The organism is Prosthecobacter dejongeii, from assembly GCF_014203045.1.
Lineage (GTDB): Bacteria > Verrucomicrobiota > Verrucomicrobiia > Verrucomicrobiales > Verrucomicrobiaceae > Prosthecobacter > Prosthecobacter dejongeii.
The window spans coordinates 468,970-488,029 of sequence record NZ_JACHIF010000004.1; the positions used below are offsets into that span (position 1 = coordinate 468,970).

Below are 19,060 nucleotides of genomic sequence, written 5' to 3' on the forward strand. Positions count from 1 at the left end.
ATAGAGGCTCTTAAGGGGGATGCAACATCTTCACAGCTTCTCCGGCTCCTGAAGGAGCTGGGCCACACGCGAGAGTAAGCGACCTGCCCCCCCACCATCCAGAATGCGGTGGTCAAAACTGAGGGTCAGCTCGGCCTCAGTGACGGGGATGAATTGCTTCACCTCCTCACTCCAACGAGGTACTTTACTGCCTGCACCGAGGCCGAGAACGAGATTCTGCTCGGGCAGAGGAATGGGAGTGGCCCAGACGATGCCAAAAGTGCCAAAGTTGGTGACGGTGGCGATACCAGGCCGATTCACATCCATGGGCAGACGCCGCGCGCGTGCTTGCTCCACCAGTTTATTGTAAGTAGGCACCAGTTGCACCAGCGGGGTTTTTTCCACCTCGCGCAATACAGGGACAAGCACGCCATCTTCGACTTCAACTGCGAAACCAATATCAATGGCCCGGGGATGAACGATGCGACTGCCGATAAGGCGTCCAGCAACTGCGGTGTTTTCGGCTAAGGCTAGAGCCAGAGCACGGATGATGTAAAGAGCTGGGCCTGGTTTTGGATTGGCCCGTTTACGATGCGATAGAATGGCGTTTAGAATCACTGGACTCCCCACGGTGGCAAGGGGACGGCTCCAGCTACGGCGCATGGAATCCGCCACGGCGATGCGCATGGGAGACGCTGGGGTGAGGCGATGTTGCTCAAGTCCGCGTAGGAAATTCTCAAAATCCTCCACAGTGACGCGGCCGCCTGCTCCTGTGCCTGCAATACCCGCTAAATCAGATGCATTCAGTCCCAGTTCATTCATGCGGGCACGCATGCGGGGGGAGATGTAGCTGGCACCCGTGGCTCCTGCTGGGACAGGCAGTGCGCCGCCTACCACAGGCTCCACTTTGGGCTGATAACCCGTGATGTTATCTTCTTCATTGAATTGGAAATGCAGCGAATCTGCACTGGGCATGCTCGTGGGCGTAGATAATGAAACCACCGGAGGTGATTCTGTAAAACCCATGGATTGTGCATCCTCTTCAGACACATCGAACGAAGCGAGGTTTGAGCCCACTGCATAGCTCTTTTGAACTTGGGCGGTGATGATCGAAACGTGACCAGCGCATGGACTGCTGACGGCCATGGTAGCCTTATTGGTTTCCACCTCAAAGATGTCAGTGCCTGCTTCGATCTGCTGGCCGGGTTCGATTAAAATGCGAACAATGGTGGCCTCGGCGATGGATTCGCCCAACTGGGGCATCAGGATGGGAATAGTCGGCATGAGGAATGGGAAGCAGAATGACAAGATGGAAGCTGGATGCAACACGTCAAGGCGGTGTCCAAGCATGAATGAGGATCTTTTCCGGACATCATTGAAAAGCAATCTATGCCGATCCCATGCTGGGGTAAATTTCGATTCATTCGATAGATCCATAGGGATCAATGATCCCGAAAAAAGAAAACCGCCGCTAGATCTCTCCAGCGGCGGTATCAATCAAAGGATACGAAAGGAATTACTTCCCAGGAATGCCATAGACGGCGACTTCGCAGTAGTGGTTCATCTCGTTGGAGGTGTTTCCATTGCTGTAAAGGCGGACGTACTGGGCTTTGGTGTTTTTGCCATCAATAACGCGACCGTGGTTGGTTTCGATGTAAGCTGGGTCTGCACCGGCGCCCATCTTCAGGGTGTCATCGTGATCAGAATTGAAAAGGGTGGTAACACCGGTCTTGAATTCTTTGTCGTCGGAAACCTGGATGACCACGTCCACATAAGCCTGAGCCTGCTTGTGGTAGTGCCAGGTGGCGATCTTGTTGATCGAGGTTGGGGCACCGAGATCGATCTGCACCCACTGGGGACCTGGGGCGAGTTCGACAAAGCAGCCATCGGAACCGTCAGCATCACCGTCGGTGACGAGGGAAAGTTCACCGATGATTGGAGCTGGATCACTGGAGGTGACTTCTTTGTCCTTGGCGAGGTTCACAGTGCCTTTAGGAGCCTGGAACGATTTGATGATTTTGGATGGATCCGGCTGCTCAAGGTTCGGCAGTTTAGCCGGAACTGGAGTGCCAATGAACATCGGCTTTGGGAATTCGATTTTGATCTCTTCCATTTCCTGAGCGGAGACGGAAGTGCTGAGAGCTGCGATGGCAGCGAGTGCAAGGGTCGTGTGTTTCATGTGGGGGAAGGGTTGGGGGAAAGGGCCTCAGTTAAGGCCGATCTACGTTAGACGCCGGAAACGGCAGAATATTGAAAAGAGGGAACAGAAAAGTGCAAATGGAAGCAAGCTGTGTGGGCCTGGGTCTTTTTTGCACGGAATTCTGTTCCCGATTCAATCAAACAAACGGATTAGACTTCGAAGTCCGCTGGAGTGAACGTGTACTTCTGGCCTGTCTGCAAGCAGTCATAGGCTTTCAGCACGGTCACACAGGACTTAAAGGCATCCATGACGTTACAAGTGAGATGCTCAGGCTTCTTCATCTGTACCGCTTCAATGAAGTTCGCAACGTGGGGGGTGTGCGGGTAAACACTGAGCGTGACTGGAATTTCCCATGGATCAAGCGCTTTGGACTCTCGGGCATCGGCCACGGCTTTAGCCACGCCTGAGACGGCGTAAGACTTTGGTGCGGGTTTGGTCCAGGAGCGGTTATGCTCCCAGAACTTGTTTTTGATGTTATCCGGAGCTTTAACCAGAATCGGATTGTCTCCCGTCGTCCACTTTGTCCAGTCTTGGCCAGGCTCGGCATAGACTTGGTTTGAAGTAGGGCTTTCGGAGATAATGGCGGACCCGTTCACACCCATGTGCTTCTCATAGTAACCTTGGCTGCCTGTGGTGGTGAGCACCTGATAGTAGGCGCGCATCGTGCCAGTAGGCAGCTTGTACTCATAAAGGCACATGACGTTATCCGGCAGTTCGAATTTTGCCTTGGGGGCACCATCGGCCCCTGGAGTACCATCATAATAATCCACGCCGCCTGCTGCATAGAGAGAGACTGGGGTGGTCTCATACATCCAGTTGAACATGTCGATCTGGTGGGCACCCAAGTCGGAGATGGGGCCGCCACCATATTTGGCAAACCAGCGCCAGTTGAGGAACTCTTCCATGCTGCCGTAGCCGTAGCGGGCCAGGAGTTCTGGAGAGACCGGATTCTTTTTCGGGGCACCTAGAGGGGTGCTCGCAGAAACGCCACGATTCCACTGACCGTAACAGTGGGTCACACGACCGAGCAGGTCGTTCTTGATGATCTTTTCACGAAGGTGAACATATCGTGGATTCGAATGACGCTGGTGCCCAATCTGGAAGATGCCATTGAACTCACGGCCAGCTTTCACCATGTCGCGCGCGCCTTCGATGGTGTTGGACATCATCTTTTCGCAATACACGGATTTGCCCTTAGCCAGTGCCATGCGAGAAAACGGCGCGTGTAGGAAGTCTGGCGTGGCAATGAAGACGGCTTCGATATCAGCCTGCTTGTCGAGCATCTCTTCGATGGTCTCAAACTGGGCCACAGGACCGTCCACTTGGTGCTTGTTTTGAAGCTCCATGTAGCGAGCCATTACGCGGCGTTTGTCTTCGCGGATATCAGAAACGGCGACCCACTGGATGCCCGTAGGAATCTGGGAGGCGGCTGCGCGGAGGCGGTCACCCTGGGCACCACAGCCTACAAGGGCACATTTGATTTTGCGTCCGGCTTCAGTGCCTTGGGCAATGGCACCTTTGCTGGTAGCCAGGTACAATCCTGCGCCACTCACAGCGCTGGTGCGCAAGAAGGAACGTCGGTCAAGAAATTTGGAGAGCCCACTGGGCTTTGGGGTAGAAGGGGAAGGGGTCGTGCTCATAGCTTCACGTATTTACGTTGCGCCTTGGCGATCAGCCTTCGGTGCTGGCGGACTTTTTAGCGCGGCCACGGCCAAAGAGGCCATCGAGGGAGAGATAACCGCTCTTATTGGTATAGAGGGCGAAGGCCGTCAGCAGGATGCCGACACCAATGTTGGCAGTCAGTTCCAGGTCGTCTGGCAGTGCGGCCAAGCCAAAGCCCAGGGACAAAAAGGCAAGACCGGCAGCAAGAAGAGCAAATTCGCTCAAAAGGCCGATGCCCACCCATAAACCAACTGCAAGAAGAACGTAGCCGATGCTGTGAGCATACGCATCAATGGCAGAGGGGGGGAGAAAAGATGGCAGCATGCTGTTGTCTGTCATCAGCTTGGCGATCTGGTCCGTCTTCGTCTGGTAATTGCCAGCGTTGAAGGTCGCCGCAGCGCCATCACCAGAGCGGAACTTATCTACTCCGGCCATGAACAGGCGAAGTGCCACCCAGAGACGTGTGATCAGGTTGGCGAAAGCGAGGTCGAGGCGGCGGCAGCAGGAGGAGTTTTGATCGGACATGTTTTGGTTGTACTGAGTTGGCGTATGGAGATGGAGGGGCGATTCTGAACGAGTCACCTGGGAAATCCAGCAAAATTTAGATGCTAAAGACCAGAGAGTCGAAGTAAGCGCGCCTCTTGTCATTCTACGCCTGTCATTTCCAGTCCTATCGTCACTTTCTCTGGCTGATTTCATGCTTTCTGATTCCGCAGGCTTGCCATTCCGGAGTTCACCCCCTAAAAAAATAAATTCTTCTGAAAATGAGCGCTGATTTTACTTCCCCCCAACTCCCTCCTGTCGGAATTCTTGAACCTCTCGGCGATGATGATCGTGACATACTCAGTGGCTACGGGGTTTTTCGTCCGGTACAGCCAGGACAGCATTTGATTGAGGAAGGTATGGCCCAGACGGGTCTTTATTACATTATTTCTGGTAAGCTCCACGCCACGGCCATGCGTGGTGGGCACAAGGTACTATTAGGGAGTGTGCAATCCGGCGAAACTGTAGGGGAAATCAACCTCCTGGATCCTTCCGCGGCCAGCGCCACCGTCACTGCCGTGGATTTTAGCCAAGTCTGGCATATTGATTCGAAGAGCCTGGAAGCGTATCTCAATGAATACCCACGTCCTGCATCGTGGTTGCTCATTGGGATCGGTAAGACCATTGCCCGTCGTCTGCGCTCAGTGAATGAAAAAATCGCCAGCTTTTACGGTGGTTGATCACCGTTTTGACAGTGTCTCTTACTTTCAAAGTCCGCCTCTCATCGGGGCGGATTTTTTTTGAATAACCGAAGTCAGCGAGACGATGGCTTTTTTAGTGTTTGAACGATGAGGCTAAGCCGGCGGCTAAAAGTGAGGATGGATCCGACGAAAATCACCACCAGTGCCCAGTATATGGCCACAGGCTCCCTGCCGTAGAGGGATTCTACGAGCGCGGCTAACGCTCCCACTGTCAGCACTGCCATGCGATGTTGTTTCGCCATCGGGCCGATGAAGCTTTGTTGTCCCGTCAAGGTGCCTTGAAGTAGCCGAATATAGGCCGTCGCCATCGCTAAGATTGCGCAGGACCAGCCGAGCGGCAGCGTGTCAAAGAGCTTGATCACGCCAGGGTCCATGCGGGTGCTATAGCCCGCTCCCACCAAAATAAAAACATCCGCCACTCGGTCTGGCACTTCATTGAAAATCGGGCCCGTGGCCGAGGCTCGCCCACCTTCCACAGCCACCATCCCGTCCATTAAATTACACAGAAGTCTGAGTTGGATACCTGCCGCAGCGCCGAACCAAAGAAGGGCTGAACCCAGCGGTGTGCCCTGCTCAGGCACTCCTAAAAAACAAGATAAGGAGACGGTGGCAAATACGATACTCAGTAATGAAATCGCATTCGGGGACAGATGCGAGGCACAAGCCCAACGGGCAAGGAGGCGTGCCCAGCCCGTATTTCGTGACTTCAGTTCGCGGCGCGGGCCGTGGTCTTGCGGTGTGGACATAGAGACGATCTAACACAAGCGGACGTAAACTGCTAGACCTTCTGTGCTTCACTCCATTACACTCCATGCGCATGGTGACCCAGTCACGTACCCGATCTCAATTTGAACGCATTGAAATGCCTGGTGATTCCTCCTTTGCGTGGAAGGAAATTTCGGGTCAGCATTTCACGGCCCCATTTCATCATCATCCGGAGATCGAGTTGACGATCATCACGGCCGGTCACGGACAGAGGTTCGTTGGAGATACGGTAGAACCCTTCCAAGCTGGAGATGTGGTTATCCTAGGGTCGCAGTTGCCTCATGCGTGGTTCAGCGAGGCACGCTGTCAGCAATCTGAGGCGATCGTGGTCCAGTTCCATCCCGAAACCTTCGGTGGCGGCGTATTGAAAGCACCAGAATTAGGCAATGTAAGAGAGCTTTTGCAGCTGGCTACAGGCGGCCTCGTGATCACGGGGCACATCGCACAAGAGATGAAGCAGGAGCTCTCTTCTCTAAGTGATCTCACGCCATTGTTCCGCCTCACTGTGTTCATTGAACTGTTGGAAAAGGTAGCCACCCGTCGCAGCTATCGTTGTCTCAAAGCACAGGCTCCCGAGGAAACAGTCTCGCTGGTGGACCGGAAACGTCTGGATGAAGTGCTGCGTTACATTCACATGCATCACCGGCGTGCTTTGGCCCTGCCTGAGGTGGCAAAGGTGGCGGGACTTGGCCCAGAGTCTTTCAGTCGTTTCTTTCGCCGTGTCACGGGCCACACTTTCATCGAAACTTTGATACAAATTCGTCTGGCCAGTGCCTTGGCCTTGCTGGCAGAAAGTCCGGAAACCATTGCTGCGGTGGCTTTTGCTAGCGGCTTCGAAGACCTTTCCAATTTCAATCGTCAATTCCGCCGTACCTATGGCATCACACCGAGTGAAGCGCGGAGGCGCGCTGCGGGCTAGCGTGCATGGACGACTTCCTTTTTTCTATCGTCTTTTTCATTCGCTCTCTATCATTCCCTCCATCCTCTAAATCCCATGACAATCTCTCCTGACCAATACGAGAAGCTCGGTGCTTTTTACCTTGGACGTGGCTACGACCTCGCTACCAAACAACTGCAGGATGACCTCATCATGTACGACTCGAAAGACCTCGTCACTCATGGTGTGGTTCTAGGGATGACCGGTTCAGGTAAAACAGGTCTTTGTTTAGCCTTGCTGGAAGAGGCCGCTATGGATGGTGTTCCTTTGATTGCGATTGATCCGAAAGGGGACATTGGCAACGCTCTGCTGACTTTTCCCAATTTGAGTCCAGAGGAATTTAAGCCTTGGGTCAATGCGGACGATGCCCGCCGCAAAGGTATCACGGTGGATGATTACGCTGCTCAGCAGTCTCAGTTGTGGACAAAAGGCCTCGCTGACTGGGGACAAAGTGGGGAGCGTATCCGCAAACTTCGTGAGACGGTGGATATGGCCATCTACACCCCTGGTAGCAATGCCGGGCTCCCGGTCTCCATTCTTAGCTCTCTAGATTGCCCGCCCGCAGCAGTGATGGATGATGCAGAGACGCTGGCAGATCGTATCGAAAGTACCGTTTCGTCTTTGTTGGGCCTGATGGGTATTGAGGCGGATCCAGTGCAGTCGCCTGAGCATATTCTGCTTTCGAATATCATCGCTTTTGCTTGGAGAAAGGGGCAGAATGTCTCGCTGGAAAATTTGGTGCGTCACATCCAGCAACCGCCTCTGCGAAAGATCGGCGTGGTGGACATTGAGACTTTCTGTCCTGAGTCAAAGCGCACGGCACTGGCCATGAAGCTGAATAACCTCATCGCCTCACCGGGTTTTGCCACCTGGCTGGAGGGGGAGCCACTAGACATCCAGCGCATGTATTACACGCCGGAAGGGAAGCCGCGCATCACCATCTTTAACATTGCGCATCTAGGAGATAGTGAGCGGATGTTTTTCGTTTCGTTGCTTCTAAATCATTTGTTAGGTTGGATGCGGAGTCAGCAAGGCACCACCTCCCTGCGTGCGCTGTTCTACATGGATGAAATTTACGGTTATCTTCCACCCAGCGCCATGCCTCCCTCGAAGAAGCCGATGATGATTCTTCTGAAGCAAGCGCGTGCCTTTGGACTGGGCATTCTAGTGGCGACTCAGAATCCGGTGGACCTCGATTATAAAGCCCTGGCCAACATTGGAACTTGGTGGATTGGCCGACTGCAGACGGAGCGCGATAAAGCGCGCCTACTGGATGGGCTGGAAGGGGCGATCAGTAGCAGCGCTGGTCAGTTTGATCGTAAGACCCTCGAGACGGCGATTTCAGGCTTGGGAAACCGAGTTTTTCTCATGAATAATGTCCATGAGGATGGCCCCGCCATCTTCCATGTACGCTGGATCATGAGCTACCTGAGCGGTCCTCTGGCACGTGACCAAGTGAAACGTCTCATGGACCCCCTACGCCCGTCTAAAAACAGTGCTTCATCTGCCAGCGAAGATGATGGATTTCTCCCTCCTGGTGCTACGGCGGCCCCTGCCGCAGATCGTAACACGATCAAACCTAAGTTGCCAGAAGGCACAGCGGAATACTTTTTGCCCACCCATGCCTCTTCCGACACTCTTTGTTATGTTCCTGCCATTCTACGCAGTGCAGAGGTGAATTTTGACGATGCTCGTCGCAAAATTAGCGGCCGTAGCACGGTGACACTGGTGAACCCCATTGATGTGGAAAACCAGCGTGTATTGTGGGATAAATTTGTCGAGATTCCCCGGGATGTAGATCTAAATGCCTGGAACACTGACTTTGTTGATGGTGCTGAATACACGGTTCTGCCTGGAGCGGCGATGAAATCCAGCACGTACAGTAGCATCAAGAAAGATTATGTGGACTGGGTGTATGCCAACCACAGTCTGGAAATCAGCTACAGTCCTTTGTTAGAAGCGTATTCGAATCCTGGTGAAAAAACAGATGAGTTTAAAGTCCGCATTACCCAGACAGCTCGAGAACTGCGCGACGCAGCCATCGAAGAATTGCGAGAAAAGACGGCGAAGGTATTCAAGGCATTGGAGGAGAAAGTGATCCGAGCTCAGACGAAAGTGGATACTCAAAAGTCCCAGGCCACGAGTGCTAAACTTTCCACGGCTGTATCCATTGGCACGAGCTTGCTGGGCGCATTTTTTGGTCGCAAAAAAGGCATCGCTTCTGTGGCTAAGGCCAGCACTGTAACTGGCGCCGCTCGTGTCATGAGAGAACACCAGGAAGCGGCAGCGGCAGAAGCTGAGTTAGAACGTCTCCAGGCCGACATTGCCGAGTTGGAAAAACAGTTGGCGGACGACACTCAAAAGATCCGCGATCAGTACGACCCCACGGTTCTAGCACTCGAGACGACCAAGCTTACACCGACAAAGTCGAAGATCCTGCCGACAGCCATTGGTATCCTGTGGTTGCCCCATGAGCGGGCTGGGGCGGAGCTTCGTAAAGCATGGTCTTGATCAATGCCCTGTTCTGGTCAGCTTTTAGAGAGGGCTATATCAGGAGTGGTTTTTTAAGCCTTTGTAGGAATCGTTGTCATTGCCTGAATTCAGGCAATGCAAAGGTGCACACGAGCACGCATCCGTGTCGCTTTCATGCTAGAAATGGCCTGGCGGCACCGCTATAATTAAATTCCCCCCATGAATTTATATTTTGTTGATGTCGTAACTCGTTTTCGTTTCGCTTTGGCTATTTGTTCGGCGTCATTGATTGCTGCATGCTCTGCACCACAGAAGTCCGCAGTGGCTGATCCCGAAGTTTTCAATTGGAGCGAAAGCCAACTTCGTTCGCGTTTCCCCAAAGCTCAAAACATCGGGGTGGTTCAGCTCTCAGGTCGAAAATTAAAGTCCCAAACATCTGACACTGGTGATGTGGAATATTTGGCGTCTGGAGGAGCCTTGCTAGTGAAAAAAGTGGAGCCACCTATTCTGGCTCAAGCCTCAGAGATTAAGGTGACTCCAGACGCAGCTATCCTTCGAGGTAACCAAGCCATGGTTAAACACAACGGGCGTTTGATCACGTCCGAGTCGGCCTCCACGGAGATCACTATTGATGGGGTCCAAGTCAAGGTAGAAGGACCTCATTTCATACGCGACTTAGCTACAGGTAAGATCACTCCGATGGCAGGAGCCACCGCCCCTATCGCAGCAATACCCGAGGCGGTGAAAGCCAAGATCGTTAATAAGCCGATCTCTCAAGCTCCTGCAAAACCTTTGGTTAGGTCTGTAACGGTTCCTCTTGACGCCGTGAAAGTTCCTGTCCCGACTCCAGTGTCCAAAACGGTGGCTCAGAAAACCAACAAACGCCCGCTGACTAACTCTCAACCTACGGCTAAACCCACCCCACCAGTGGACCGTAAAGAATTGCTCAACTTGATGCGCGCACCCACGGAGTAAAGGTGCTTTAAAACTGGGTGTTTCATTAGGCGGGCCTTGTTTACTGAATGCGCATCCATTCGACTCGAGGTCACAAACAAATGAGCCTGTAAGCTGCGGATAATGAGTCAATTGCTTAGGTTTTTGGCCATTTGGAGTGGCGGTCGGATGTTATGAATGTCAGATTAACTTCATCTGGTTAATTTCCGTGAGTTACCATTTCTATTTTGATAAGAATAAAGCCGGACCTTTTTTGTCATGCCTTTGGGAGTATCTGCCCATCAAGTTCATTGAGTTTCGGTTATGAATGAGCCAAATCCATCGGGGAAGGGGCTTTCATAAAGGAAAATGCAATTCAATATCCGGACTGGAAAGTGGGGCGCGAGAGGTGTTTCCAGGGGCCTGCTCACTGCTACAGCCGCTGGGGAAATGACGGCATCTCTTCTAATTCGATAGAGCTCGATACCGACTGAACTGATGCCATGAATTCATTTTAGCAAGAAAACTCCTGGCGAGCTTCGAGAAGCAGGGGATCGAACCGGGGGATGGGTAGATCTTTGGAAAGAAACGTCTCCGCTGGCATGGCTTTTGCACGGTGGGACGTCTCATGCCCCGCAAACAATCGCAGTTTTCCCTTTACGGGATGGCCGGGCATTAAAAAAATACAGCAGAACATTGACACTCAACTCGCAGGCCCCTTATACTCACCAGCCATGCTCAGGCAAATCATCGGACAACCTACTGAAGGGCAAAAGGAAACAGGCCGCGCTGAGGCCCCCGCACCGGCCTCAACGGCTGATCGTGGAACCAGCTTCTCCGCGCCCGCTCCTGCTGCACAACCCCAACGCGCATCCCAATCTTATAACATGACTTCCAGCAAAAACGTTCTCGCCAACGACGTCGAAATCAAAGGCTCCATTAAATTCTCCCATGATCTCATTATTGACGGGAAAATCGAAGGAGAAGTCCAGTCCGACGGTAGCCTGACTGTGGGTGAAAATGCTCTGATCAAAGGCGAAATTAAGACCCGTTCCGTTATCATTTTCGGCAAAGTGGAAGGTAATATCACCGTTCTCGAGCGCTGCGAACTCAAGAGCAACGCCATCCTCGTGGGTGACATCGAAGCTGGCACTCTCTCCATCGAAGAAGGCGCTACCTTCATGGGGGCTTCTAAAGTCGGCCGCAAGCCGGAGCCTGCCAAGCCAGCACCTTTGGGTGGCAATCGCCCAGCATCTGCTTAACCCTCAAATTATAGAATCACCTTCGAGTGTTTCGGAGTCTTTTCGGCTCTAAAAGCGACCGTCCGGGTCCACCCAAGAATCAAATCGAGGTGGTGTGCCCGGCTTGTGGCGCGGCTCAGTATGAGCCGCGCCTTGTTGTCTCCACTTTTTGCAAAAAGTGCGGGGTGCATTTGAGCATCCAGCGCAAGAAAGTCGTGGCCTCCAGTGTCACACGCTCGGGTGTGGGCATGCCTGATCCTTGGGCAGACTCTAAACCCATCCCCAAGCCTGAGCCTCAAACTGCCCCTGTTGAAGTGGCACCACCTGCCCCCAATGAAGACCCTGTGGCGGTGGAAATGAGCCAACCTGTGTCGGAGGAAGAAGCTGCGGAAGGTGGCTTCGGTGTCTTTTTAAAACAGCAGGCCACTCCACCCTCCGCCCCAGCCGTATCGAGTCCTTCGCCTACCTCTGAGCCCCCTGTGGCTGTGGAGCCTAGACTTACCACCGAGTTAGAAGACACGACTGCGACACCTGAAGTCGAGCCTGCGGTGGCTGCCACAAAGCGGCCTCAATCCTACGCCCCACCGCCGACTCCCGCACCTGCCCCCATGAGCGCTAGCACGCTCCAGAAAATGAAAAATGAGGGGATGTACAGGAACCAGTATTTTAAGGATGCGGACTGCTTTGACTGCGGTCACAAATTTAAAGTCAGTCGTTCATCTCGTTCCACTCAGTGCCCCACTTGCGGTGCCCTGATCTCCTTAGAAGACGTGGAGGTGAATATGCACTCTGGCCAGTCTATCAAAACGCGGGGAGACGTACTCATCCGCAAGCGTGGTCAGGTTTCGGCTGAGAGTATCCAGTGCAAGGATCTCCGTTGCCAAGGGATCTTAGAAGCCAATGTAAAGGCCTCAGGTGATGTCATCATCCGTGCTACAGGCACCATGATTGGCGAAATTCACTGCCGCCGATTCATTGTAGAAAAAGGGGCTGACGTGGTATTCCTAAATGTTATCCACGCTGAAGAGGTGGACATCCAGGCACGCATCACAGCCACCCTTTTTTCCAGTGGGCCATTCATCATTGGCACTCAAGGTTCCGTCAATGGAGATGTAACTGCACGTTCCGTGTCGATTGAGCCAGGCGGCGAACTGAATGGAGCCATGAACATTGTGAGAACAAAGGCCCCCACTCCGCCTGCGGTTATGGAAGATTGAATGTTGTAAACGAGTTTTAATTTGAGCCTGAAGCGAGTGGTGGCTTGAGTCCGTTGAGTCAAAAAATAAGCCGTTGTAGAGCAGTGTCTTGCGGTAAAGGTTATTCTGAATTAGCCTTTCGAACAATGGATCAAACTCTGCTCGCTTTAGCTCAAAAAATCGGACTCACAGCCTTAGACGTAGGCGCGCGTGGAGGTGTGAATACCGACCTTGGGCCTTTGGCTAGTGCTACGAATTATGTAGGCTTTGAGCCTGATCCTGAAGAATGTGCACGATTGAGCAGGACGGGTATTGGCGGCGGCTGGAAGAACGTAAAATTTGTCCCAGTTGCCCTCGCTGCTCAGCCAGGTGAATTCACCTTAAATCTTTATTCAAAACGAGGGTGTTCATCCAAATACACTGCGCGTCAAGATCTGGGACAACTCTTTGCACGAGGCGATTTTTACAACCTCGACGAAGTCGTTAAAGTTCCCTGTCAGCGCCTGGACGATGTTTTGGTAAGTGAAGCGATCGCTGAACCTGCATTCATGAAAATTGATGTGCAAAGCATGGAAGTCGAAGTCTTCGATGGGGCACAAAAGACGTTAAAGGAAGACCTTGTGGGCATTCGCACGGAAGTTTCCTTTTTCCCCATGTATGAAGAGCAACCTTTGTTCGCCGAAATCGACCAACGCGTGCGTCGAGATGGATTCGTGCCTATGCGATGGTTGGAAAATCATGAATGGCGGCGTGGGACAAAAAAGAAACCATACGCCATGGCTGACGGCGCGCTGCCATTCTCGAGAGGGCAACTGATGCATGCTGACGTTCTTTATCTTCAACATCCAGAGTGGCTTAAGACGGATACGCCACAGGCTCTACGCCGTTTGGCCCGCTTAGGGTTGGTCGCGGCTTGCTATCAGCATTACGATCACGCGTTGGCTGCATTTTCGATTCCTGCTGTGAGGAGTTTTTGCCGCGAAGAAATGCATCTAGATGCAGAACGTGCTGTGGAACGGATGTCCCAAGCTGAAGTTACTCTAGGGCGACGATTAGGCTGGAGACTAATGCGTGCCTTGCAGAATCGCTTTGCGTGAGCCAAAGAGGGGCTGCTCATGCTTCCGCAAGTCGTCTTCGTTCAAAATTCCGTGCATCTAGCCGGGGCCCAGAAGTCTTTGTCTAGACTTCTCACTGCTCCAGCGATGCAGGAGCATGATCCCATACTGCTTACGGGCCAGGAAGGTTGGCTTACAGAGCATTGTGATGAAAATCGGGTGAAGTGGTTACGAGTGCCGTTTCCTGCTTCACGCAGCTTGCCTGCGCGCATGATTGGCAATCGGTTATTCGCTAAAAAGGCCGCCCGAATTTTAGCACACTCTCTAGAGCCTGGACGCCCAATCATCGTTCACACAAATGACCATCCAGATAGTCTTTTGGGCCTAGCTCTGGCGCGTGAGTTGAGTGCGCTTCCAGTGCTGACATTGCGAACTCCTGGGATGAGTCTGCGCGATTTTGAAAAATATCACTGTTCGAATCATGCGCATTTGATTGCCGTCGGAGACGATCTTTTTCACAAAGTCCACCCTTGGGTTTCTGGGAAACGCCCTCTCACTTTGGTGCACAATGGAGTGACAGAACAGGAGATTTTAGCGCCTCTACTTTCAGGGCCTGATTCCGTCACTCGCCTTTTGGTCCTGGGATCCATCATTCCTCGAAAAGGGTGGCAAGATCTCATGGAGGCTCTCTTGATATTGGAGAAGCGGTTGGCTCCAGGGCCTGTTCCTGAGATTGATTTTTTGGGGGATTTGTTAGGCACACAGCCCGAAGACGTCTTGGCGACCCATCGACTCACTCGATTTAAAGTGTCGTTCTTGGGAGTGCGTAAAGAATACCGTGCTTGCTTGCGTCAGTACAGCTTGGCGGTGCATCCCTCACGCAGCGAAAGCTTTGGCATGGCGGCTTTGGAGTGTGTGGCAGCGGGGGTGCCTTTATTGGCCGCCGCTACAGGTCTGATTCCTGAATTTGTGCTTCAGCCCTCATTTCTCTTCCCTCCTCAAGATGCTGCGACTTTGGCGGATCGGCTAGAGCATTTGATCATCTTATCTGCCCCTGAACGGATCGCTGAATTTCATTTCGAGTCCGTCCATCAAGTGGTAAAAGATCGTTTTTCGACTCCGGGAACGGTACGAAAATTAAAAGGTATTTACGCCGGACTTTCATCTCAAAACGCATGATTTCTGGAGCTGCGATCGTTAGTGATAAACAGTTAGGCGACGTTTTGCTGCTGCAACCCTGTGGTGACTATCTCGCAGAAAAGACGGGTAAATCTACGGCATTGTTTGTTAGGGATGTTTTCAAGCCGATGATTGATCTGATGCCGGGGTGTGCCTGGGGGCCAGAGGGAGAAAAGAAATTCAGTGAAGTTTGGTCCACCAGTTGGAGTTCGCGAGCTGTGTGGCAGGCCCTGCGGTTACGGAGTCCGAATCGTCGTTTGATTGTTAATAAATCCAGGCACCTGCGGTGGTGGTATCGCTTGGTTTTCCACGAGATCCGTCTGGAGCCACCTTCTGCAGAATATTGGGCGCGTTACTTCTGGCGGATCGTGAGTGGTCAGCCTGCGGAGGCTTTTATAGCTCCTCGATTGAATTTACCACCTCCAGAATGGTGTCATCCTGCATTACCGATGGGTGGATTCATCCTCATCAACCCAACTGCGGCATGGCAGAGGAAATTTTGGGGAGTGGAGCAGTGGGCTGAGCTAATTACACGCCTGTTTAACGAAGATCCCCTGGTGACGCTGGTCATCGCCGGGGGAAGTTCAGAGCGTGAGATTGCCCACTGTGCGGCTATTGTTGAAAGCGCTGGCGTTCCCGTGGTGAACCTAGCCGGACAGACATCTCTGAAGCAATATCTTCATCTTCTGGCGGGCGCTACTCTGGTGGTTTGCATTGATGGGGCGGCCTCGCATTTGGCTCAGGCTTTTCAGGTGCCCACGGTGACCGTCTTTGGTCCGACACATGAAGGAAAATGGCATTGGCCTACTTCGCGTCACATTGCCTTAGCGGCCAGAAACTACAATGAATCGCAGTCCTATGGCCCAGCATCAGGTGTCCCAGTTTACGCCATGTGGGAGGCTGTTTGTGCTGCTAGGATGCCTTGAATGCCTTCAGTGAGGCTCTGACGACCCGATGACCAGTAAAAGTCATCAACATACCGACGCTGATTTTGGACCTGGGTGGTTGCGAACACAGAGTCGCTGACCAGTTTAGAGATTGTATCGCTGAGTTGAGCAGGAGTTTGAGCCACCAAGCATGCTTGAAATTCGTGAATAAGCGGAAAGCCTAACTCAGTGTTTGGTTCATACAAAAAGATGACAGGCACACCCAAGACAAAGGCTTCAAGGCCTGCTGTGGAATTTGAATTGAGCAGCACTTCAGCATCTTGCAAATGCTTGAGCATATCTTCCTCCGGCGGAATGAGATGAACGTTCGAGGGCGGATTCAGGGACTCAATGTAGAGAGTTCTGACATGCAGCTCTTCCTCATCCATGCCGATGAAGCATTGCTCCACTTTCTTGCGATCTCGTAAGGGGTGGAATTTGATGCGAAATTCATGGTTAGGCATTTGCTGTGCCGTATCCACAATGAGTCGGTAATGCATGTAGCTGCGCTGTGGATCTACCGTGGCCGATGTGCCCGAATAGTAGCTATCGGCATAAAGGACGATGTTTTTCTTACCCGGTGATGAAGACTGAAGCAGGGCAGGGGGGCGACGGTGTGACGCGACGGGAATGATTCTCTCGGCTTGATGGCCCCGTACTTTAGCGATGTGTGTGTTACGTCCGCTATCACAAAGCAACCAGTCAGGGCTGAAACTGAAACGAGGCTGAGGAATGTGATCGTAAGTGTAAGCTGCGACAGGTATACCCAATTCACTGGCGGCTAAACTCCAAGCTCGCTCGTCACTGCCTTCCTGGGTATCACACAGAAGCAGGCTGGGACGATCTTTTTCCAGGTAATCCAGAGCGCGTAAATATTTCCAGGCGAAACGAGGATAGGTTTCGCGAGATTGTTCCCGGCCAAGGTCTAACAAAATGGATCGTGGATCTCCTGCATCATCTTTTAGCAGGCTGCTCAGTTTGTTTTCGCAAGCTTGCCACCATGTGGCATAGCCCGTCTTGAGCCTTTCGAACTCCAAACCTTCAGGTCGGCCAAAAACCTCATCGGAGACATGATTCCAGTCTAGATGAGTATCTTTGGATTGGCTTAGGAGCATCCTGGAGAGCCGAATGCTGCAACACAAAACGGCACCTTGTTTAGCTGAGCGAGGCGTTTGTGTGGCTGAAGGAACGGGAGGGGGAGTTTTTTTCCAGCGATTCACCAATCGCTGCCAACGGCGTTTAAGAGACCATGGACGGGGTTCCGTGGATAAAAACTGAATTGGGATTTGGTGTTTTGCCGCGACTTGCTTCCAAGCTCGAAAACTAATGCCAGCTCCCGGTGCTACGAGGATACGGTCAAAGGTACGTCCGGCAAACACATGCCCCGCTAACTCGAGATTGACGAGATAGGGATTGATCCACTTTCGGCAAGTCATGCCTAAACACGCGGCTCGAAACGCCCGTTGTAGAGGTACGTTGTCCGTTATGGGCAGGGACTGAAGGTAGCTTTCCAGAATCTCATTGGTCCGTGTGTCCAAGTTCACCTGATCTTCAGGTGAAAGGAGATCCAAAGCATTGATCCACTCTTTGGCTTTGAAGCGTTGTTCCAGCGGGAGCCAAGTCTCAACTTCAAGCACCGTAAGCTCGGACTGAGACTGGATTTGCTGCACTTCGTTCTTACACGCCTTAGGTGCAAGAGAGCCATAAATAAAAAGTGTTCGTGTCATGGCCAAGGCACTCTTCAGGTCACTGGAAAGTGACAGGCCAACGCAAAGTTTTTCGGTAAGCTGGCGGTTTACCCCCAGGAACAAAATGGGGGTGATCTGGGAATCCTTTGATCACACCGATGGACTGCCACGGGGCAGACAACCAATGAGAGGTGTCTGAAACAAACGTTTCCTCTGGATTGAAGACGCGGACTTGAAAGTCAATTTCGGTGACTTCTTTTCTTTCAGACGGAGACAACTCCAGAAAAGCGGCATAGCCTAGATCAACGATGGACTCTGCACGATCTGCCGCGCGATCGAGGACATTTTCATTCACAGCAATACAATAATCCGTCACCCGATAAGTGGTGCCTGCGATCGTACGTGGATGCCAAGCCTGCAGCCCGCATGGGATTCCATTGATGTCCCAGTTCTCGAGCACAGCCTTGTCCCCTCCTGGTAATTTGGCCACCTGGCGAAAAATATAGATACCGTAGATGTGAGTTTCTACGAAGATCATGATGGGACGGAGGGCGATTGTCCAGGCGCTCAACGTGGTGATCAAACCACCCCGAAGCTTGACGAGTCCCGAGCAACTTATCACCGCCAACAGTAGGAAAAAGCATGCGATCCACAATAAAGGAGCCTGCGTTCCAATAGGACCTGAGGGTAATGCGAATTCAGGGCCACCTTTGAAATAAGGGCTAAACTCAATGACAAAAAGAAAGGTGGAGCTGAGCAGCGTTTGTGTGCTGAGGAAAGCGAGATAAACCATCAAACAAAGTGAGATGGCAAATCCTAACGACATGGGGAATGACACCCAGCGGACAGCAGGAACGAGAAGAGCCAGAACCAGGAAAAACTGGGTGGCAATGGTGGCCCAACTCATGACGACGGAAGCCGCACGACTTTTATTGGCCCAATGAAAGCTGGGTTTCACCCAATGCCGCAGGGACATGAAATAAAAGAATCCCAGTCCGCGCCGCCACATGGGAGAACAGAGCTTTTCCCAGCCAGCAGACAGCATGAGGATACCAAAGGTCCAACAGTAGAAATTTAGCCCAACTAAAGATGGGATGCTCAAGCCAAAATCGAGACCCAGCCATTGATCCACGGAAAAACTTAGATGTGAGTTCAGGAAAAGGAGACAGAAACCTGCAGAACGAATGAGAACATCCTCAAGGGAGTAAACCTTCGAACGCCGCCAAATGATGGAACCAAATAGGATATGAGCCAGGATGGCCAGCGGGGTAAGGAAGCCTACCATCATCATGACGGCAGGAATCATCCAAAGGTAGATACAGCGGAGCACGTGGGATGTCTGGCGCCAGCCTAAGACCATGGGGGCCGCTGGGCGAACAAGAAGCAACCGCAGCACGATCATGAACCCGTAAGTCACACGAAATAACCCAATCATGTCCAGACGAGTCTGATCAATGTAATCGAAAGGCCTCTGATGGAACATTCCCCAGATGGCCGCACACGCGACTAACACGGTGATGGTCGCTCTTCCTAGGACTTCAGTTCTCGAAATGTTCGCCATAATTTTAGAGCCGTGCAGACAA

16 protein-coding genes are annotated in these 19,060 nt (G+C 52.4%); 9 read left to right on the forward strand and 7 right to left on the reverse strand.

Going from position 1 to position 19,060, the window contains the following annotated elements:
• Positions 1-30 precede the first annotated feature (30 nt).
• The 4 genes from HNQ64_RS12495 to HNQ64_RS12510 all read right to left on the reverse strand — a co-directional run bounded on the left by HNQ64_RS12495 (position 31) and on the right by HNQ64_RS12510 (position 4,366).
• On the reverse strand, positions 31-1,263 hold the full coding sequence (locus HNQ64_RS12495; RefSeq protein ID WP_184209010.1) for a 2-oxo acid dehydrogenase subunit E2: 1,233 nt from the start codon (positions 1,261-1,263) through the stop codon (positions 31-33).
• A gap of 232 nt (positions 1,264-1,495) precedes the next feature.
• Positions 1,496-2,158, reverse strand: a complete 663-nt coding sequence (locus HNQ64_RS12500; RefSeq protein WP_184209012.1) for a discoidin domain-containing protein — start codon at positions 2,156-2,158, stop codon at positions 1,496-1,498.
• A 170-nt stretch (positions 2,159-2,328) separates the two neighbouring features.
• On the reverse strand, positions 2,329-3,819 hold the full coding sequence (locus tag HNQ64_RS12505; RefSeq protein ID WP_184209014.1) for a Gfo/Idh/MocA family protein: 1,491 nt from the start codon (positions 3,817-3,819) through the stop codon (positions 2,329-2,331).
• Between the two features lie 31 nt (positions 3,820-3,850).
• Positions 3,851-4,366, reverse strand: a complete 516-nt coding sequence (locus tag HNQ64_RS12510) for a hypothetical protein (RefSeq protein WP_184209016.1) — start codon at positions 4,364-4,366, stop codon at positions 3,851-3,853.
• A 239-nt stretch (positions 4,367-4,605) separates the two neighbouring features.
• Here HNQ64_RS12510 and HNQ64_RS12515 point away from each other — a divergent pair, with 239 nt between their 5' ends.
• Positions 4,606-5,064: a Crp/Fnr family transcriptional regulator gene (locus HNQ64_RS12515; RefSeq protein WP_184209017.1), complete on the forward strand. Its 459-nt coding sequence runs from the start codon at positions 4,606-4,608 to the stop codon at positions 5,062-5,064.
• A gap of 74 nt (positions 5,065-5,138) precedes the next feature.
• On the opposite strand, the gene HNQ64_RS12520 is transcribed toward HNQ64_RS12515, so the two are convergent.
• Positions 5,139-5,831: a CDP-alcohol phosphatidyltransferase family protein gene (locus HNQ64_RS12520; RefSeq protein WP_184209019.1), complete on the reverse strand. Its 693-nt coding sequence runs from the start codon at positions 5,829-5,831 to the stop codon at positions 5,139-5,141.
• A 116-nt stretch (positions 5,832-5,947) separates the two neighbouring features.
• Between HNQ64_RS12520 and HNQ64_RS12525 the strand changes: the two genes are divergently transcribed.
• The 8 genes from HNQ64_RS12525 to HNQ64_RS12560 all read left to right on the forward strand — a co-directional run bounded on the left by HNQ64_RS12525 (position 5,948) and on the right by HNQ64_RS12560 (position 15,789).
• Positions 5,948-6,769 carry an AraC family transcriptional regulator gene (locus tag HNQ64_RS12525; protein ID WP_184209022.1) on the forward strand — a complete coding sequence of 274 codons (822 nt, stop codon included), beginning with the start codon at positions 5,948-5,950 and terminating at the stop codon, positions 6,767-6,769.
• Between the two features lie 75 nt (positions 6,770-6,844).
• The gene (locus HNQ64_RS12530) at positions 6,845-9,298 is read left to right on the forward strand and encodes an ATP-binding protein (protein ID WP_184209024.1); all 2,454 of its coding nucleotides are present in this window, start codon (positions 6,845-6,847) and stop codon (positions 9,296-9,298) included.
• A 180-nt stretch (positions 9,299-9,478) separates the two neighbouring features.
• A complete protein-coding gene (locus tag HNQ64_RS12535; RefSeq protein WP_184209026.1) occupies positions 9,479-10,234 on the forward strand; it encodes a hypothetical protein in 756 nt (251 codons plus the stop codon).
• Positions 10,235-11,079: 845 nt separating this feature from the next.
• Complete coding sequence (locus HNQ64_RS12540; protein ID WP_184209028.1) at positions 11,080-11,454, forward strand: bactofilin family protein; 375 nt, start codon at positions 11,080-11,082, stop codon at positions 11,452-11,454.
• A 164-nt stretch (positions 11,455-11,618) separates the two neighbouring features.
• Positions 11,619-12,650, forward strand: coding sequence for a polymer-forming cytoskeletal protein (locus tag HNQ64_RS12545; protein ID WP_221305437.1), 1,032 nt, complete (start codon positions 11,619-11,621; stop codon positions 12,648-12,650).
• Positions 12,651-12,775: 125 nt separating this feature from the next.
• Positions 12,776-13,726, forward strand: coding sequence for an FkbM family methyltransferase (locus HNQ64_RS12550; protein ID WP_246431029.1), 951 nt, complete (start codon positions 12,776-12,778; stop codon positions 13,724-13,726).
• Between the two features lie 18 nt (positions 13,727-13,744).
• Complete coding sequence (locus tag HNQ64_RS12555; protein ID WP_184209034.1) at positions 13,745-14,863, forward strand: glycosyltransferase family 4 protein; 1,119 nt, start codon at positions 13,745-13,747, stop codon at positions 14,861-14,863.
• Entirely contained in the window at positions 14,860-15,789 is a 930-nt protein-coding gene (locus HNQ64_RS12560; RefSeq protein ID WP_184209036.1) for a glycosyltransferase family 9 protein, read from the forward strand. Before HNQ64_RS12555 ends, HNQ64_RS12560 begins: the two co-directional genes overlap by 4 nt.
• Here HNQ64_RS12560 and HNQ64_RS12565 read toward each other — a convergent pair.
• Together HNQ64_RS12565 and HNQ64_RS12570 are read right to left on the reverse strand one after the other, a co-directional pair.
• Positions 15,747-17,516 (reverse strand): glycosyltransferase family protein, encoded by a 1,770-nt coding sequence (locus tag HNQ64_RS12565; protein ID WP_184209039.1) that lies wholly within the window; start codon positions 17,514-17,516, stop codon positions 15,747-15,749. The genes HNQ64_RS12560 and HNQ64_RS12565 overlap by 43 nt on opposite strands.
• A gap of 19 nt (positions 17,517-17,535) precedes the next feature.
• Positions 17,536-18,990, reverse strand: a complete 1,455-nt coding sequence (locus HNQ64_RS12570; protein WP_221305438.1) for a hypothetical protein — start codon at positions 18,988-18,990, stop codon at positions 17,536-17,538.
• Between the last annotated feature and the right edge of the window lie 70 nt (positions 18,991-19,060).

Bases quoted from the DNA above. Each gene is read 5' to 3' on its own strand.
- HNQ64_RS12495 (WP_184209010.1), bottom strand. From the start codon at position 1,263: ATGCCGACTATTCCCATCCTGATGCCCCAGTTGGGCGAATCCATCGCC.
- HNQ64_RS12500 (WP_184209012.1), bottom strand. From the start codon at position 2,158: ATGAAACACACGACCCTTGCACTCGCTGCCATCGCAGCTCTCAGCACT.
- HNQ64_RS12505 (WP_184209014.1), bottom strand. From the start codon at position 3,819: ATGAGCACGACCCCTTCCCCTTCTACCCCAAAGCCCAGTGGGCTCTCC.
- HNQ64_RS12510 (WP_184209016.1), bottom strand. From the start codon at position 4,366: ATGTCCGATCAAAACTCCTCCTGCTGCCGCCGCCTCGACCTCGCTTTC.
- HNQ64_RS12515 (WP_184209017.1), top strand. From the start codon at position 4,606: ATGAGCGCTGATTTTACTTCCCCCCAACTCCCTCCTGTCGGAATTCTT.
- HNQ64_RS12520 (WP_184209019.1), bottom strand. From the start codon at position 5,831: ATGTCCACACCGCAAGACCACGGCCCGCGCCGCGAACTGAAGTCACGA.
- HNQ64_RS12525 (WP_184209022.1), top strand. From the start codon at position 5,948: ATGCCTGGTGATTCCTCCTTTGCGTGGAAGGAAATTTCGGGTCAGCAT.
- HNQ64_RS12530 (WP_184209024.1), top strand. From the start codon at position 6,845: ATGACAATCTCTCCTGACCAATACGAGAAGCTCGGTGCTTTTTACCTT.
- HNQ64_RS12535 (WP_184209026.1), top strand. From the start codon at position 9,479: ATGAATTTATATTTTGTTGATGTCGTAACTCGTTTTCGTTTCGCTTTG.
- HNQ64_RS12540 (WP_184209028.1), top strand. From the start codon at position 11,080: ATGACTTCCAGCAAAAACGTTCTCGCCAACGACGTCGAAATCAAAGGC.
- HNQ64_RS12550 (WP_246431029.1), top strand. From the start codon at position 12,776: ATGGATCAAACTCTGCTCGCTTTAGCTCAAAAAATCGGACTCACAGCC.
- HNQ64_RS12555 (WP_184209034.1), top strand. From the start codon at position 13,745: ATGCTTCCGCAAGTCGTCTTCGTTCAAAATTCCGTGCATCTAGCCGGG.
- HNQ64_RS12560 (WP_184209036.1), top strand. From the start codon at position 14,860: ATGATTTCTGGAGCTGCGATCGTTAGTGATAAACAGTTAGGCGACGTT.
- HNQ64_RS12565 (WP_184209039.1), bottom strand. From the start codon at position 17,516: ATGACACGAACACTTTTTATTTATGGCTCTCTTGCACCTAAGGCGTGT.